Genomic DNA, 15,395 nt, shown 5'->3' on the forward strand with positions numbered 1-15,395 from the left:
CGCTGGGCTCGCGCGCTCTGTCGCAGACGTGCACTACTGCATTGACTAGCGGTATGTGCTCTGACGATGGAGGTTCGCCATGACACTCGCTCCCGAGGTATTGCACAGCGCCGAGGCCACGACGGCGGAACTCCTCAAGTCGCTCATCGATCTCGGCATGGCCTTCAAGGACCAGGAACAGATCTATGCGAGGCGGCTCGCCCCGACGGCGATCCGAGACCTGGTCGTCACCGACCTACCCGACGCGGCGACGTCGCTAGCCGACCTTGTCGCCGAGTTCCAGCACGACTTGCTCCCGCTGTGCAAGAACGAGGCCAGCCCGCAGTTCCTCGGGTTCGGCGACACCGGTGACGATCCGGCCGCCCTGGCCGGCAGTCTGCTGGCGATGTTCACGCAACAGAATCTGATCAACCAGAGCTTCGACTCGCCGTCAGCGACATTCGTCGAGATCGCGGTGCTGCGCTGGTTCCGAGACCTGATCGGGTACGCCAGTCCGCCGCTCCCCGAAGTCTCCACGGTATGGACGGCCGGCGGCGTGGTGACCACCGGCGGCACGATGTCGAACACGATCGCGATGATGCTCGCCCGCGAGCACCGGTTCCCCGGAACGATGCAGTCTGGTGTCACAGACCCAGGACGTTGCGCAGTCGTGGTGCCGCGTGGGATCGGGCACTACAGCATCCGCTCCTCGCTCGCCTGGATCGGGTGCGGGAACGCCGTCATCGAAGTCGACACCGATGGGTTCCGGTACGACCTTGCAGGTCTACGCCACGCGCTCGCAGAGCACCGCGACGAGATCATGGCTGTCGTGGCCTACGCCGGCGACTCCCGGACTCAGACGGTCGAGAACCTGCGCGCAGTGCACGACATCGTCCGTTCGAAGGCTCCCGCCGCCTGGCTGCACGCCGACGCCTGCTGGGGCTTCATGGCCACGTTCAGCCCGACGACGCGCCGACTCGTCGACGGAATCGACCTGTACGACTCGGTCACCGTCGACCCGCACAAGGTCATGGCCGTGCCCTACGCCGTCAGTGCCTTGGTCACCCGCGATGTCGAGGCACTACGGGCGATCAGCAGCCACTCGGACCTCATCATGCAGGAGGACTTCGCGTTCGGGCAGGTCACCCCGTTCGTCGGGTCCAAGCCGTGGTCCTCTCTCAAGCTCTGGATGACGATGCGGGCCCACGGCCGCCACGGTTTGGCTGCGCTCGTCGAACGGCGGTTCGCGACCATGCGGGACTTCGTCATGGCCGTCGATTCCCGCCCCCGGTTCCTGCGGCTCCACAACCCGGACCTGACCGCGTGCGCATTTCTCTGGCTCCCGCCGAGCACCGACCTCACCGCCCCGGACCTCAACCGAATCAACGACGTCAACAAGCGCATACATGGCCGGCTCCTGGCTGACGGCGAGTGGTACCTGCACCAGTTCAGCATCCCCGATCCTGGAGTCCTGTCCCTGGGCGAGCAGTTGCACCCGCTGCGGTTCATGTCCGTCAACCACCGGATCACTACGGCCCAAGTCCAGGGTGTGCTCGACGAGGTCGACTGTCTTGGTCTGCAGATCACCCGCGAGACAGGGCCGACGAAAGAGAGCCGACGATGACCGGCACCCTGCCGTTTCGCGCCGTATACCATACCCCGGACGTCTATGACCGAGTCCTGCTGCCGCACTGGTTCGACGGCGCCGAGGACACCGGCCATGTCCGCGCGTTGATGCATCGCTGCTATGGTCCCGCCCCCGCGTCCGGTCGAATGCGGATCCTGGAGCTCGGCTGCGGCACCGGCCGCGTCACCGCAGCCCTGGCGCCCTACGCGTCGTCGCTGCACGGCGTGGACTCCGGCGCGCCGATGCTCGATGTGTTCCGGACTCGATACCCGCTCGCGACCACCCAGCTCGCAGACATCGCGGCCGCGGTCGAGTGCCTGCATGCAGATGGTGAGCGTTTCGACATCGTCGGCGCGTTCTGGTCCCTGTCGTACCCGATCGGGGATTGTTTCGAGGACCTCACCACGGACGGCATCCGGCCCCGCCCCGACCTCGCGGCCGGTGTCGCGGATGCCAAGGTACTCGTTCGCAAGATTGTCGATCTCCTGGCCCACGGCGGGCACCTGATCGCTCTGTTCTTCGACTCCGACGCCCCAGAACAGCGGGTCGTCACCCGCGCATGGGAACGCATCGCACCTTTCCCCGGCACCGGCCGCGGCTTCGGGCGCGAGACCCTGCTCGCCGCGCTCCGCGACGCCGAGGAAGACGGCCTCGGACGTCTCACCCATTTCCGCACCGGTGGCCTGTCCGTGGCGCCCGACCCGCCGACCGCGATCGACTGGTTCACGATCGTCCACCTGAAGTCCATGCCCGCCCTTGTCGATGACCCGGACATCCGCGCCGAGATCGAGGCTTTCGTCCATCAACACACCATCGACGACGGCCGAGTCCTGCTGCCCACCGGGATGCACCTGATCGACTTCTGGCGTACACCGCGCACCAGCCACCTGCCGAACGACAGTGCAGGCACGCGGGGGGTGGACCCGTGACCTCCGTACCGGTGCTGTCCACGCTGCCCGCGCTGGCCGGCGCTGGAGCGCTCCTCAAGACCCTGCCGGGAGTCAGATTTGCCGTCGCATACGGCTCCCACGCCCGGGGCCGGGCATCGGCCAGGTCTGACCTGGATCTGCTGTACGTCTTCGACGAGCAGCCCGCGCCCGACACGATCCGTTACCTTGTCGCCCGCGTCCTGCGCTTGCACGCCGCGCACGGCCTCACTCTGGACAGCGAGGTTGCCTACGCCATAAAGCTCTGGACCACTCGCGGCGAGCTCCACGACGCGCTTAGCCTGGCAGGGTTCACCACAGCCGGTGGCGAGATCGTCATCTCGACCGTGCCGACCGACCCCGCCTACCTCAATTCCCCGCGATTCAAGGCCAGACTGATCCTCAACGCTCTCACCAGTCCGCACGTGTTCCTCGGCGGCGATGGCCATGCACACCAGCGAGCAGCCCGCGCAGCGATTGGAGCACTCACCCGGCTCGCAGTTCTCACCGTGGGCCGCCCGAGTGCCCACGAATTACATGAGCTCGCCGCCGGCCTGATCTCGGACCCGGTCACCGGAGCGAGCGGTCAAGACTGGCTCGGTTACCAGGATCATGACGGTCCGCATCTGTACGCACTACTCGCTGCCCACCTGCACGGGAGACACAGACGTGCACAGACACTTCATCGCGGGTCGCGAAAGCCTGCACTGAGCGATTCGGACTGACCGGAGATCCGTAGACTTACATTTCCCCGCAGCTCAGCGGGATATCCACACATTCGAACGGAAGGTTGCAGCGTGACCGTCGTCGCAATCAAGGGCCAGGTAGAGGCGGCCGTCAAGGCCGCCCTGACCCGGGTGCTGCCTGCTGAGCTGGCCGACACCGACCCGGTGGTCCGACGATCCGACCGCGCCGATTTCCAGGCCAACGCTGCCCTTGCCGTCGCCAAGAGGGTCGGCCGGCCACCACGTGACATCGCCGGCGACATCGCCGGACACATTGACGGCTGCACGGCAGAGGTCTCCGGCCCCGGATTCGTCAACATCACCGTGCCCGACCAGGTCGTATGGTCGGCTGTCACCGACAGGCTCGCAGACGCGCGGCTGGGCGTCGCGAGCCCATGCACCGACGAACGGGTCGTCGTCGACTACTCAGCGCCGAACGTGGCCAAGGAGATGCACGTAGGACACCTGCGCAGCTCGGTGATCGGCGACGCCCTCGTGCGCGTCCTCGCCCACCTCGGGGCGGACGTCACCCGGCAGAATCACATCGGGGACTGGGGCACCCAGTTCGGCATGCTCATCCAGTACCTCGACGAGCACACCGACGTCACTTGGCGCGGCCACGGCGCCGAGACGATGTCGGCTCTCGACGCCCTGTACAAGGCGGCTCGCGCCGAGTTCGAGGCGGACCCCGCGTTCGCGGACCGGTCTCGCACCCGCGTCGTCGCACTCCAGGCGGGCGATGAGCCCACTGTCACCGTTTGGCGCGACCTCGTGGCCGAGTCCGAGCAGGCCTTCGAGGCCATCTATGCCCGCCTCGGCATCCTGCTCGACGACGGCGACTTCGACGGCGAGTCCCGCTACAACAACGCTCTTCCCGGAATCGTCGATGAACTGCTCTCCACAGGTGTCGCGGTCGAGTCCGATGGCGCGATCGTCGTCTTCATCGACGGGGTCGCTGGCCCTGATGGCGACCCCGTGCCGCTCATAGTCCGCAAGAAGGACGGCGGTTACGGATACGCAGCCACTGACCTCGCCACGATCCGCCTGCGCGTAGAGGAGTACAAGGCGGATCGCATCCTGTACGTCGTGGACGCGCGTCAGGCGCTGCACTTCACCATGGTGTTCGACACCGCCCGGAGAGTCGGCTGGCTCCCCGAGACCGTGCACACCGAGCACGTCCAGTTCGGCACGGTCCTCGGCAAAAACGGCAGACCGTTCAAGACCCGCTCCGGCAAGGCCGTCCGGCTCGCGGACCTGCTGGACGACGCCGAGGCGGCAGTCCGCACGGTCCTGCAGACGCGGGACCACGACTTCTCTGAGACCGAACTGAACGCGATCGTGCACGCGGCAGGCACAGCGGCGATCAAGTACGCGGACCTGTCCAACACCCGCACCAAAGACTACGTGTTCGACGTTGACCAAATGGTCGCCACCACCGGCAACACTGGCGTCTACCTCCAGTACGCCTACGCCCGCGTGCGTTCCATCCTGCGCAAGGCCACCGGACGGATCGCCGCCGCAGGGCGACCTGCCGTGGACGCAACACTGCCGCTGCATTCCGCCGAACGGGCACTTGCCCTGTCCCTGGACGGGTTCGAGGCAAGCCTGCGCGACGTGGCCGACACGCTCGAGCCCCACCGCCTGTGCGGGTACCTGTACGACCTGGCCACCACGTTCACCAAGTTCTACGACGCCTGCCCGGTCACAAGCGCCGAAGGCACCGTACGCACCAACCGAATCTCGCTGTGTGAGCTGACCGGCCGCACCCTGGCCACCGGCCTCGGCCTGCTCGGCATCGATGCGCCCGAACGCATCTGACGCACCAGGCCGGGACGTGCTGCGGATAGAGCTGCCGGGCATCGTCCGGCAGCCCACCCGCAGGCGGCACCTCGTCGCCGGTACGATTCTCGACGGCATGGAAACCCTGCTGACGAGCACCCGGTTGCCAGCAGTGGACAAGACGTCGATGGACCGGCGCCGCCGCTGAAAGGCGCCCACCGCATGACTACATTCGGAGTCCGAACCCCGCGCCCGTGAGCGGTGCGAAGACCAAGCCGCGCGAACTGCGCGCCCAACGCCGCCGTACCCGGCACGGATGCTGGGATCATCTCGTCATCGCTCCCCTGTGGGTGGCCTACGACGCCAACCTCGGCACTCTGTTGCGCACCTGCGACGCGATCGGCGCGTGTAGTGCGGTGCCACGGACACCGCACTACACGTCTGCATTGCAGACCGGGGACACGCTGCGCGGCCGAAGGCCGTGCGTCCATTGGGTCGCGCCCAGCAAGGAAGGCTGGCTCGACGAGCAACACGCGGCGGGCAAGCGCATCGTCGCGGTCGAGCTCGCTCACGACGCGACACCACTCACGCGGCTCGCGCCGGCCCGCAGACCGACCGTCGTCCTGCTCGGCCACGAGCACCACGGCGTTCCCGACGACGTCCTCGCTCGAGTCGACGAGTGTGTTGAGATTCCCATGGTCGGCTGGGGAGCGAGCCTGAACGTCGCGGTGGCGGGAAGCCTCGTCGCCTACCGGCTCGCGGGGCTCTCCTGAGTGTGGGCCACTCGTCACCGGTTGTTCGTTCGGCGGCAGCCCGGCCGGGGTATCGACGCACCCACAGCGCGCCGACACTGGCGGCATGATCAGGCGTCGATTGGTCCCGGTTCTCCTCGCCGCTGTCATGGCCCTTCCGGGTCTGTCCACGCCCGCCGCCGCTGCGACCCCCACCCCGGTCTGGACCGCACCCGGTCAGTCCTGGGCGTTCTTCTCCGAGGACGGCACCCTGGCACTCGCCGCCGGGAACACGTCGGCCGGAGGCCGGCTCGAGATCCGCCAGGCCGCCAGCGGCGCTGTCGTCAGAACACTGACCAGCCCGCTCGAGTTCAGCGCCGTCGCGATGTCGAGGGACAACCAGACGTTCGCCGTCACCGTCAACGACACCAGCTCGGGGCTGACCGTCCGGACCATCCGCCTGTACCGGACGTCGACCGGCGCTCTGCTACGCAGCGTCCCCACAGCCGCCGGCCGCGACCTCGACAGTCTGCAGTTCGCGCCCGACGGGACGACCATCGCGGCGATGGACGCGCGGTCCTACGAGCGGGGCGGGCAGGTGCACATCCACCGCGTCTCCAGCGGTGCGAGAGTCGCCACGCTCAGCGTGCCCGCAACCACGGCGGCCGTGCGGTTCTCGCCCGATGGGCGGTTCCTGGCCGCCAACGACCGCTTCATCGTCGACGGCAGGGCGGTCGCGGGCGTGCGGGTGTTCCGCACCGACACGTGGGCGACGGCGATGACGCTCGCCGACGGCAACCAGCTGCTGCGCTGGACCCCGGACGGCACCGGGATCTGGACCAGGCGCATCCTGCCCGGCGTCCCCACCGGAGTCCGCCTGGTCGGCGTGCCGAACGGGACCGTGCAGCGCTCCCTCGAGCTGGACCTCTACGACAGCGTGGCCGACGTGACCGACGACGGCGCCTTCGTGCTCACCAACCGGGTCGTCGCGCCGCGAAGGACGCTCACGTTCACCAGCACGCTGACCGGTGTCGACGTCGCCACGTACGAGTTCGGGCAGGACGTGTTCCCCGGCGACATCAGCCCCGACGGCGACCTCTTCAGTTACGCGCGCACCACCGCACCCAGCGCCTTCGACGTCCACGTGGCACGGTCGCCGGGGCTGTAGCCTCGACCCTGTGCCAGGCGAGCCCGCGGTCTTGATCCGACTGCTGGGCCCCTTCGCGCTGTTCGGGGGTTCAGAACAACAGCCGCTCGCCCGCCGTCCGGCGATCCTGCTCGCCGCGCTCGCGGTGCGCATCGGCACCCCGGTGTCGTACGACGCCCTGACCGAGCTGGTCTGGTCCGAGGAGGACCTGCCCGCGAACGCGCGCCGCGCGATCCAGACGTACGCGTCACGGTTGCGCGACGTGCTCGGGCGCGAGGCGATCGTCGCGCAGGGGGACGGGTTGCTGCTGGACCTCGACCCGGACCGCGTCGACCTGCACCGGTTCCGGCGGCTGGTGACGACGCGGACCGAGCAGGCCGCGTCGGCGCGCGAGGAACTCGACACCCTGACAGAAGCGCTCGGGCTCTGGACCGGGCCGCCGCTGTCGGGACTGGCATCGGAGCGGCTGGCGGAGGTCGAGGCGCCCGCGATCCTCGACGAGATCCTGAGCGTCGTCGAGCGGAGCAACGACCTGCGGCTGCAGCTCGACGACATCGACGACGCGCTGGTCGCGTCGCTGCGGCGGATGACGGCGGAGCATCCGTGGCGCGAGCGGACCTGGTGCCACCTCATGCTCGCCCTCTACCGCACCGGCCAGCAGGGCGAGGCGCTCACGACGTTCAGTCGCCTGGTCGACGTCCTGCGGGAGGATCTCGGCATCGACCCGGGCGCCGAGGCGACCCAGTTGCACCAGCGCATGCTCGCCGGCGACCAGGATCTCCTCTTGCCGGCACGACCGGAGCCGACGGCGTCACCGTCACCACCGGCACCCACGCCCGCCCAGCTGCCGGCCGGCTCCCCCGCGTTCGTCGGACGGCGCCGCGAGCTCGACGCGCTCGGGGCCCTGCTCGAGCGGCCCGCCGACCGGGTCCGCGTGGCCGTCGTGTCGGGGCCGGCCGGTGTCGGGAAGACGACGACGGTGCTGGAGGCGGCGCACCGAGCCCGGGCCCGGTTCCCCGACGGGCAGCTGTTCGCCGAGGGGACGAGCGGCGGCACCGCCGTCGCCGCCCGGGACGTGCTCGGCTCCTTCCTGCGCGACCTCGGCATCGCCGGCGACGACATCCCGTCGTCGACGGCGGACCGCGCGGCGCTGTTCCGCTCGATCTGCGCCCGCAAGCGGCTGCTCGTCCTCGTCGACGACGCGCATTCGGCCGACCAGATCACCGCGCTCCTTCCGGGCGCAGGCGAGTGCGCGGTTCTCGTGACCAGCCGCCGCCGGCTGGCGCTCCCCGCGAACCTGTCCGTCGACCTCGACACCATCTCGGCGACGGAGTCGCGCGAGCTGCTGGCCACGCTGGTCGGCGCCGACAGGCTGGCCGCGGAGCCCGAGGCGGCGACGGCCATCGTCGAGACGTGCGCGGGCTCGCCGCTGGCGCTGCTGATCGTCGGCGGCCGCCTCGCCACCCGGCCGAGCTGGCCGCTGGCCCACCTGCGCGACCGGCTCGCCGGACCGGGCCGCCTGGCCGAGCTGCGGCTGGACGGCCGGTCGGTCGCCGCCGCGCTCGATGCGACGACCGGCACGCTCGAGCCGCCCGACGAGGCGCGGTTCCGCGAGCTCGGGGCCCTGCCCATCGACGTCGTGGACGTCGATTCCGCGGCCGCGCTATGGCGAGTCGGCCGCGCCGAAGCCGGCGACCTGCTGGAGCAGCTCTGCGACGTCCGGCTGCTCGAACCGACGACGCCCGGGTGCTACGGCTGGCACAGCCTCATCGGCAGCTACCTGAGGGATGGCCCGCGGCCGCACACCGAGGCGGGACGCCGCCGGGTCCTGCGCCAGGCGATCGCCTCGGTCGCCAACGCGAGGGATCGGCTCCGGCCCGGCGACCGCTCCCATCACGCGGTCATCGCCGCCGCCATCGCCGCCGACGACAGCGATGGCGTCACCTTCCCGCAGCTCAGCGACCTGCACGCCTGGCTGCATCCGCGGACCCTGCTTCTCATCAGCCTGGCCTCCGTCGGCCTCGCGTCGGCCGACGACGAGGAAGCGGTCGAGGCTGCGGCGCTGGTCCCCCTCCTCGACTCCGTCCTCACCGAGTGCTGCACCGCGCACGAGATCACCGAAGACCTGCTCAGGGCCGTCACGACCGCCCCTTTGCCGCCGAGCGCCATCCACTTCGTCGCCTCAGCGCGGCACAACCTCGCGGCGACCCTGTCCGACCAGGGGCGCCTGCACGAGGCCATGGCCGGCGCCGAAGAGGCGATCGCCACCTGGAGGCACCTCGGCGACGCCTACGGCGAGGCCGCCATGCTGCACAATCTCGGTCTCCTGCACAGCCGCCTGGGCGACTTCACCACCGCCGTCGAGGTGATGCGTCAGTGCCTCGCGGCCGCGGACGCGCTGCCCGCCGTCCTCCGTCTGCGCTGCCAGCGCACGTACGCGTACCTCCTCGCCCGGCACGGTGACGCCGCAGCGGCGCTGGAGACGCTGCAGGCCACCCGGAAGCTCGCCGTCCCCGAGCCGGGGTCCAGAGAGCTCCACGACGAATTCGTCGCCGAGGCCGCCGCGCACCTCACGGCCGGCGAGCCGGAGGCCGCCATCGCCGTGGCCGAGATGACGATCGCTACGGTGCGCCAGATGGGCTCGGACCGGCTGACCGCGCAGGCGAAAGTGCTGCTGGCGCGCGCCCGGCGGCTGGCCGGGCAGGACAGCCTCGAGACGGCCGCCGATGCCCTCCAGCTCCTCCTCGGCCATCACGACGTCCAGACGAAATGCGAGGCCCTGGCCGAGCTCGCCCTCGCCCACGAGGCCGCCGGCGACACCGGGAGCGCCCGTGCCTGCGCCGCGGAGGCGGGCCGGCTGATCGGCATCGCGGGACTCAGAGGCACACCGTGGGCCACGAGCCTGTTCGCCGAGTTGGACCCCGAGCCCAGCCACCGCTGACGACGGGGCAGGTGCGGTCTGCGGCAACTGCAAGCGCACACCCCGGTCCCGCGGTTACTGTGCGCCCATGACGACGCCGCTGGTCATCGGAGGGATCCTGCTGGCGGCCTTCGTCTGGCGGTTCCACCGCGAGCCGCGGCGGCTGAGCAACGGGCTCCTGCTGCTGCTCGGCGCGGGGACGATGCTGCTCGGGCTGCTCGGTGACCTCGCCCCGACGCTGCTGGTCGTCCTGGTGGCGGCGTCACCGCTGCTGGTGCTCGGCCTGGCGGTGCTGCTCATCGTCAACGGCGTGGTGGTGCTGCAGCGCGAGCGGTTGCGGCTGGGCAACGCGCTCTCGCTGCTGACGGGTATCGCGATCATCGGTGTCGTCGTCATCGGCGCCGTCGGCTTCCTGATCGCCTACCGGGCGCCGGACCGCACGTTCCTCGTGCCCGCGTTGCTGTCGCTGCTCGGCGTGGCCGGCTACATCGGGTTCGTGTTCACGCTGGTCGCGCTCTACGCCGTCGTCTACTCGCGGTTCACCCCGCGCCCGGGCCACACGGCCATCGTCGTGCTCGGCGCGAGCGTGTCCCGCGGCACGGTGCCTCCGCTGCTGGCCAGCCGTCTGGACAAGGCCGTCCAGCTGTTCGGGCGCGAGCAGGCGGCGGGGTTCACGCCGTACGTCGTCGCCTCCGGCGGGCAGGGGCCGGACGAGCCGGTGTCCGAGGCCCGCGCCATGGCCGGTTACCTGCACGAGCACGGCATCCCCGAGGACCTCCTGGTCGAGGAGGACCGGTCCACCTCGACCCGCGAGAACCTCGTCTTCAGCCGCCGGGTCCTCGCCGAGCGCGGCGCCGACGGCCGGCTGCTCATCGTGACCAGCGGGTACCACGCCCTGCGCGCCGCCATCCAGTCCCGCCGGCTGCGGCTGCGCGCGCACGTCGCCGGCGCCCCGACCGCCCGCTACTACGTTCCCAACGCCTTCCTGCGCGAGTTCGTGGCGCTCTTCGCCGAGCACAAGGTGCTGCACGGGATCGTCATCGCCCTGATCATCGCCGGGCCGGCCGCGCTCTACCTCGCCTGAGCGCGGACCTCGAGCAGCCACGGGTCCTGTTCTCGCGCGGGCTCGCTCAGCGACACGTCGAAGGTCCGGGCGACGACGGCGGCAAGCTCACCCGCCGTCCGGGGATCGTCCGCCGCCTCGCAGAGCGCGCGGGCCACCAGGCCGCGGGTGGCCTTCGCGGCGTGCGGCGAGCCGGGGGCGCGCAGCAGCACCCAGCGCTCCGCCAGCTCCGGGCCGGGCCGCCACAACGGCGTGTAGCTGCTGGACCGCAGGTCGACCACCACGCCACGCCCGGCCGCCGCCGTCAGCACCGCGCCGAGCCGCGCCCGCCAGTACGCCTCCAGCCCGGGCACGTCCTCGAGGCCGTCGAGGTGCGCGCAGACGGGCAGTCGGTACGCCGGGATCCGGTCGCCCAGCCGCAGCGCCCCGAACAGCGAGGACACGATGACGACGCGGCGCCGGGCCCGCCGCGCGGCCTCGGCGGACAGCGTCGCCGGGTCGAACGCGCCGTAGAGGACGCCGCGGTAGACCGCCGAGGCAGCGGCCGACGGCGCCGACAGCACGTCCAGGTTCCGGGCGATCTCGGCGGCCGCGCCCGCCGGAGCGTCGAGCCGGCGGACCGCGTCGGGGCGGGCGCTGGTGCTGACCATGCCGTCGAGCACCGCCACGCGCGCCTCGGTGAGCTCGGGGAACGAGAGCCGCGCGAGATCGAGGCCGCGGCCGCGAGCCGGCCGGGCCTGCGTCTCCGACGGCGGCACCACGATCAGCACGGCTTCAGCATAGGGACGTGTTCGCCGACCGTTCGCCCGGCGGACACGGGCGCGGCAAGGTTGCTGGAGTTGGCTCGCGATCATGCGCCGAACCGTTGCCCTCGCTGCCGCTGTTCCGCTCGCCCTCACGCTCGCGCTGCCGGCCACCGGCGCGCCTTCTGCCGGCCCGTCGAGGCCGCATGCGCCCGCCGTCGTGACCACCGACAACGAGACGCCGGTGCTGTACGACGACGACGAGGGCGGGAACGCCTCCGGCGACGACCCCGCGATCTGGGTCCACCCGAAGCACTCGGACCGGTCGATCGTCATCGTGACGGCGAAGGAGGGCGGGCTGCGGGTCTACGACCTCGACTCGCGCGAGCTGCAGTCGCTGCCGGGCACCCCCGCGCCGCGCGCCGACGGCGTCGACGGGCGGTACAACAACGTCGACATCGCCTACGGACTGCGCGTCGGCGGGCGCACGGTCGACGTCGCCGTGGCGTCGGACCGCTACAACGACCAGCTCCGGTTCTTCACCATCGACCCGGCCGGTTCCCGCGCCGCCACGCCGCTGCGCGAGGTCACCGCGCCGGAGCAGCGGTTCCTGTTCAGCCCCGACCGCGAGACCGTCGAGGAGGAGCAGACCGCGTACGGCGTCGCCGTCTGGCAGCCCCGCAAGGGCGAGACGTACGCCGTCGTGACCCGGGAGGGCGCCACCACCGTCGCGACCGCGCGCATCACCCCGCGCGCCGACGGCACCATCGCCTACACCGGCGTCGAGCACCTCGAGATGCCGGACAGCTTCCCGCTGCCGGACGGCGACACGTGGGTGCCGTGCGAGGAGCCGGGCGTCGGCCCGCAGCTCGAGGGTGTCGCTGTCGACCAGCGCAGCGACGTGCTCTACGCGACGCAGGAGGACGTCGGCCTGTGGCGGATCCCGCTGCCGCTCGGCTCTGGCGACCCGCGGCTGATCGACGAGGTGGCCGACTTCGGCATCCACGACGTCTACGACGAGGAGACCGAGGAGTGCGTCCCCGTCGACCCGGACCCGCCGGGCCTCGGCGGGCCGAACCTGGTCGCCGACGCCGAGGGCGTCGACGTCTACTACGGCCGCGGCCGGGTCGGCTACGTCATCGTGTCCAGCCAGGGTGACGACCGGTTCGCCGTCTACTCGACCATGGGCCACAACCGCCCGCTCGGCACCTTCCGGGTCGCCGGCGACGGCGTTGACGAGATCAACGGGTCCGACGGGCTCGCCGTCACCAACCGCGTCGTCGGCGACTACCGCGAGGGCCTGCTGGTCACGCACGACGAGCCCGAGACCGGCCCGGGCGTCGACCCGGAGCGCGACGCCACCAACTTCTCCTACGTCGACTGGGGCCAGGTCGCCGACGCGCTCGGGCTGCAGGTCAGCACGGACTGGGGCAACGACCCGCGGCTGCGCTGACTCTGGGGGTTGCACCGCCGACCTTGGCAATCCTGGCGACGTGCTTGGCACGGCTCACCGTCGCTCGCACGTCCGTTTCGTCCCCATTTCCAGGGCGGCCAGCCTTGCCAAGGCACGCTGAATGCTCGCGCCACGCCGGTCCCCACCCGCTCAGTACGGGGCGTGAACCGGCCGGCCGAACTCGGTGTAGAGCGCCTCGCCGCTCTCCAGCGCGAGCTGGGCGGCGGCGAGGCGGCGGGCCATGGACGGGCGGAGCCGGTCGGCCGCGTCCGCCAGGGGAAGGAAGCCGAACGCGCGGACCTCACCCGGGTCGGGCGTGATCCGCGCGATCGTCGCGGCGTCCAGCACGCCGCCGTCGAACACGAAGACGATCTTGTCGTGCCAGGGGCCGCTGGCGGGGACCCAGTCGACCACCAGCGCGCGGCCGACGGGGAGGTCGAGGCCGAGTTCCTCGCGCACCTCGCGCCGGCAGGTCCGCAGCGGCGACTCCTCCGCCTCGGAGTTGCCGCCGGGGATCTCGAGCGTCGGCTTGTACGTCGGCTCGAGGAACAGGATCAGCCCGGCCTCGTCGCGGAACAGCGCCCCGCCGGCGACGGTCTTGCGCGGCAGCCGCCCCGCGACGCCGGTATGGAACTCGCGCTCGGGCGCGCCCTCGGCGCGCACGTCGTCCTCGAAGCCGGGGTGGGTCACGCGGCCACGATTCCAGGACTCACCCGAGATCATCAACCTTCCGCGCTGTCATGGCAGCCCAAAGGGTTGATGATCATGGGAGACTGCACGCGTGGTGACGTTCACCGGACGGGTGCGCCGCTGGCGCGAGGACAGGCCGGGCGGCATGGCGGTCGTCGACGTCCCGGCGGAGTTGGTGGCCGAGCTCGGCGGCCGCCGGCAGTACCGCGTGTCCGGGACCATCAACGCCGCGCCGTTCACCGGCAGCACCATGCTCGTGGCCGGCGGCGGGTTCTGCGTCGGCGTCAGCAAGGCCGCACTGAAGACCGCCGACGCCGCCGTCGGCGATGACGTGGACCTCACCATCGCGCCGGCCGACGCGAACAAGTAATTCGCATAACTGATTCATGGCCTGACCAGCGCGACCACCGCCGCCTGCCTGAAATCTCCTTGTCACACCCTTGACACCATTCCGGCGACCGGCCAGGATCGCACCCAATCCCCGGCTACGAGCCGGTGGATCCAGGTCATGAAGTTATGCGCATAACGATCATCGGGAGGAGTGGCATGGCGGCCAAGCGAGCCACCCAGGCCGACGTCGCGCGGATGGCTGGGGTCAGCCAGGCCACCGTGTCGCTGGTGCTCAACGCCGAGCCGGACCGCGTCGGCCCCGAGACCCGGCAGCGCGTCCTCGACGCGATCAGCAAGACCGGCTACTCGGCGAACCCGCTGGCGCAGCGGCTGGCCCGCGGCCGCAACCAGATCATCGGCGTGTTCACCTACGAGCCGGTGTTCCCCCAGGGCAACGGCGACTTCTACCACCCGTTCCTGGTCGGCATCGAGCGCGAGGCGGAGCGCTGGGGCAGCGACCTGCTGCTGTTCACCAGCGCGCCGGTCGAGAACGGACGGCGCCGGCTGTCCGGCAAGGCCCGCGCCCACCTGGGTGTCACCGACGGCTGCGTCCTGCTGGGCCGCACGGAGGACAAGCAGGAGCTCGTGCACCTCATCGACGACGGGTTCCCGTTCGTCTTCGTCGGACGGCGCGAGCTGCCCGGCGCCGCCGACCTCCCGTACGTCGGCGCCGACTACGTCCAGGCGACGAACGATGTCGTCGGGCTCTTCGTCGAGCAGGGGCACGAGCGCATCGGCTTCGTCGGCGAGCTGAGCGACCGCGAGTCGATCATCGACCGGCTGACGGGCTACCGGACGGCGATGCGCGCGGCCGGGCTGCGGCCGACGTCGTTCGACCCGGCCGAGCTGAGCCCCGCCGAGATCGTCGACGTCGTGGTCGAGAACCACCTGACGGGCCTGGTCCTGGCCGAGGCGTACCGCGCCGGGAGCATCCGCGCGGCGGCGGCCGAGCGCGGCCTGGACGTGCCGGCCGACCTCTCGATCGCCGTGCTCGGCCAGCCGGACGTCCCCGTCGAGCCCGGCACCGACGACGCCGGCTCCGCTGTCGCGTGGAGCGGCTTCCGGATCCCGCGCGAGGAGATGGGCGAGCAGGCGTTGTCGCTGCTCATCGAGCTGATCGAGGACCCGTCCGGCACCACGGACCGGCACCGGCTGCTCCCCTGCATGGTCGAGCCCGGCGCGACGGTGTCCGCTCCCCGTTCGCGCTGAGCCCCGGCCGCTG

Annotated in this window: 14 protein-coding genes; 12 read left to right on the top strand and 2 right to left on the bottom strand. The window is 71.0% G+C overall.

The annotated features are described in order from the left end of the window. Positions 1 to 79: 79 nt before the first annotated feature. The 9 genes from HD601_RS04915 (at position 80) to HD601_RS04955 (ending at position 10,918) form a co-directional block, all read left to right on the top strand. Positions 80 to 1,603, top strand: a complete 1,524-nt coding sequence (locus HD601_RS04915; RefSeq protein WP_221440539.1) for a pyridoxal phosphate-dependent decarboxylase family protein — start codon at positions 80 to 82, stop codon at positions 1,601 to 1,603. After that, positions 1,600 to 2,535, top strand: coding sequence for a class I SAM-dependent DNA methyltransferase (locus tag HD601_RS04920; protein WP_184819843.1), 936 nt, complete (start codon positions 1,600 to 1,602; stop codon positions 2,533 to 2,535). Before HD601_RS04915 ends, HD601_RS04920 begins: the two co-directional genes overlap by 4 nt. After that, positions 2,532 to 3,257 carry a nucleotidyltransferase domain-containing protein gene (locus tag HD601_RS04925; RefSeq protein ID WP_184819844.1) on the top strand — a complete coding sequence of 242 codons (726 nt, stop codon included), beginning with the start codon at positions 2,532 to 2,534 and terminating at the stop codon, positions 3,255 to 3,257. Before HD601_RS04920 ends, HD601_RS04925 begins: the two co-directional genes overlap by 4 nt. Before the next feature lie 72 nt (positions 3,258 to 3,329). After that, on the top strand, positions 3,330 to 5,075 hold the full coding sequence (gene argS / locus HD601_RS04930) for an arginine--tRNA ligase (protein WP_184819845.1): 1,746 nt from the start codon (positions 3,330 to 3,332) through the stop codon (positions 5,073 to 5,075). A 16-nt stretch (positions 5,076 to 5,091) separates the two neighbouring features. Further along, entirely contained in the window at positions 5,092 to 5,244 is a 153-nt protein-coding gene (locus tag HD601_RS04935; protein ID WP_184819846.1) for a hypothetical protein, read from the top strand. A 46-nt stretch (positions 5,245 to 5,290) separates the two neighbouring features. Beyond that, the gene (locus HD601_RS04940; protein ID WP_184819847.1) at positions 5,291 to 5,809 is read left to right on the top strand and encodes a TrmH family RNA methyltransferase; all 519 of its coding nucleotides are present in this window, start codon (positions 5,291 to 5,293) and stop codon (positions 5,807 to 5,809) included. Positions 5,810 to 5,936: 127 nt separating this feature from the next. Next, positions 5,937 to 6,935 (top strand): WD40 repeat domain-containing protein, encoded by a 999-nt coding sequence (locus HD601_RS04945; protein ID WP_184819848.1) that lies wholly within the window; start codon positions 5,937 to 5,939, stop codon positions 6,933 to 6,935. A 31-nt stretch (positions 6,936 to 6,966) separates the two neighbouring features. Further along, complete coding sequence (locus HD601_RS04950) at positions 6,967 to 9,855, top strand: AfsR/SARP family transcriptional regulator (protein ID WP_184819850.1); 2,889 nt, start codon at positions 6,967 to 6,969, stop codon at positions 9,853 to 9,855. 67 nt (positions 9,856 to 9,922) lie between these two features. Continuing rightward, on the top strand, positions 9,923 to 10,918 hold the full coding sequence (locus tag HD601_RS04955; protein WP_184819851.1) for a YdcF family protein: 996 nt from the start codon (positions 9,923 to 9,925) through the stop codon (positions 10,916 to 10,918). On the opposite strand, the gene yaaA is transcribed toward HD601_RS04955, so the two are convergent. Beyond that, positions 10,906 to 11,667 carry a peroxide stress protein YaaA gene (gene yaaA / locus HD601_RS04960; protein WP_184819852.1) on the bottom strand — a complete coding sequence of 254 codons (762 nt, stop codon included), beginning with the start codon at positions 11,665 to 11,667 and terminating at the stop codon, positions 10,906 to 10,908. The two genes, HD601_RS04955 and yaaA, sit on opposite strands and share 13 nt — an antisense overlap. Positions 11,668 to 11,749: 82 nt before the next feature. Between yaaA and HD601_RS04965 the strand changes: the two genes are divergently transcribed. Next, positions 11,750 to 13,093 (top strand): phytase, encoded by a 1,344-nt coding sequence (locus HD601_RS04965; protein ID WP_184819853.1) that lies wholly within the window; start codon positions 11,750 to 11,752, stop codon positions 13,091 to 13,093. A 150-nt stretch (positions 13,094 to 13,243) separates the two neighbouring features. Here HD601_RS04965 and HD601_RS04970 read toward each other — a convergent pair whose 3' ends face one another. Beyond that, positions 13,244 to 13,783, bottom strand: coding sequence for an NUDIX domain-containing protein (locus tag HD601_RS04970; RefSeq protein WP_221440540.1), 540 nt, complete (start codon positions 13,781 to 13,783; stop codon positions 13,244 to 13,246). Positions 13,784 to 13,874: 91 nt separating this feature from the next. On the opposite strand from HD601_RS04970, the gene HD601_RS04975 reads away from it, so the two are divergent. Further along, a complete protein-coding gene (locus tag HD601_RS04975) occupies positions 13,875 to 14,153 on the top strand; it encodes a DUF1905 domain-containing protein (protein WP_184819855.1) in 279 nt (92 codons plus the stop codon). 176 nt (positions 14,154 to 14,329) lie between these two features. Beyond that, the gene (locus HD601_RS04980; protein WP_184819856.1) at positions 14,330 to 15,382 is read left to right on the top strand and encodes a LacI family DNA-binding transcriptional regulator; all 1,053 of its coding nucleotides are present in this window, start codon (positions 14,330 to 14,332) and stop codon (positions 15,380 to 15,382) included. Positions 15,383 to 15,395 lie beyond the last annotated feature (13 nt).

The organism is Jiangella mangrovi (assembly GCF_014204975.1).
In the GTDB taxonomy this organism is placed as follows: domain Bacteria; phylum Actinomycetota; class Actinomycetes; order Jiangellales; family Jiangellaceae; genus Jiangella; species Jiangella mangrovi.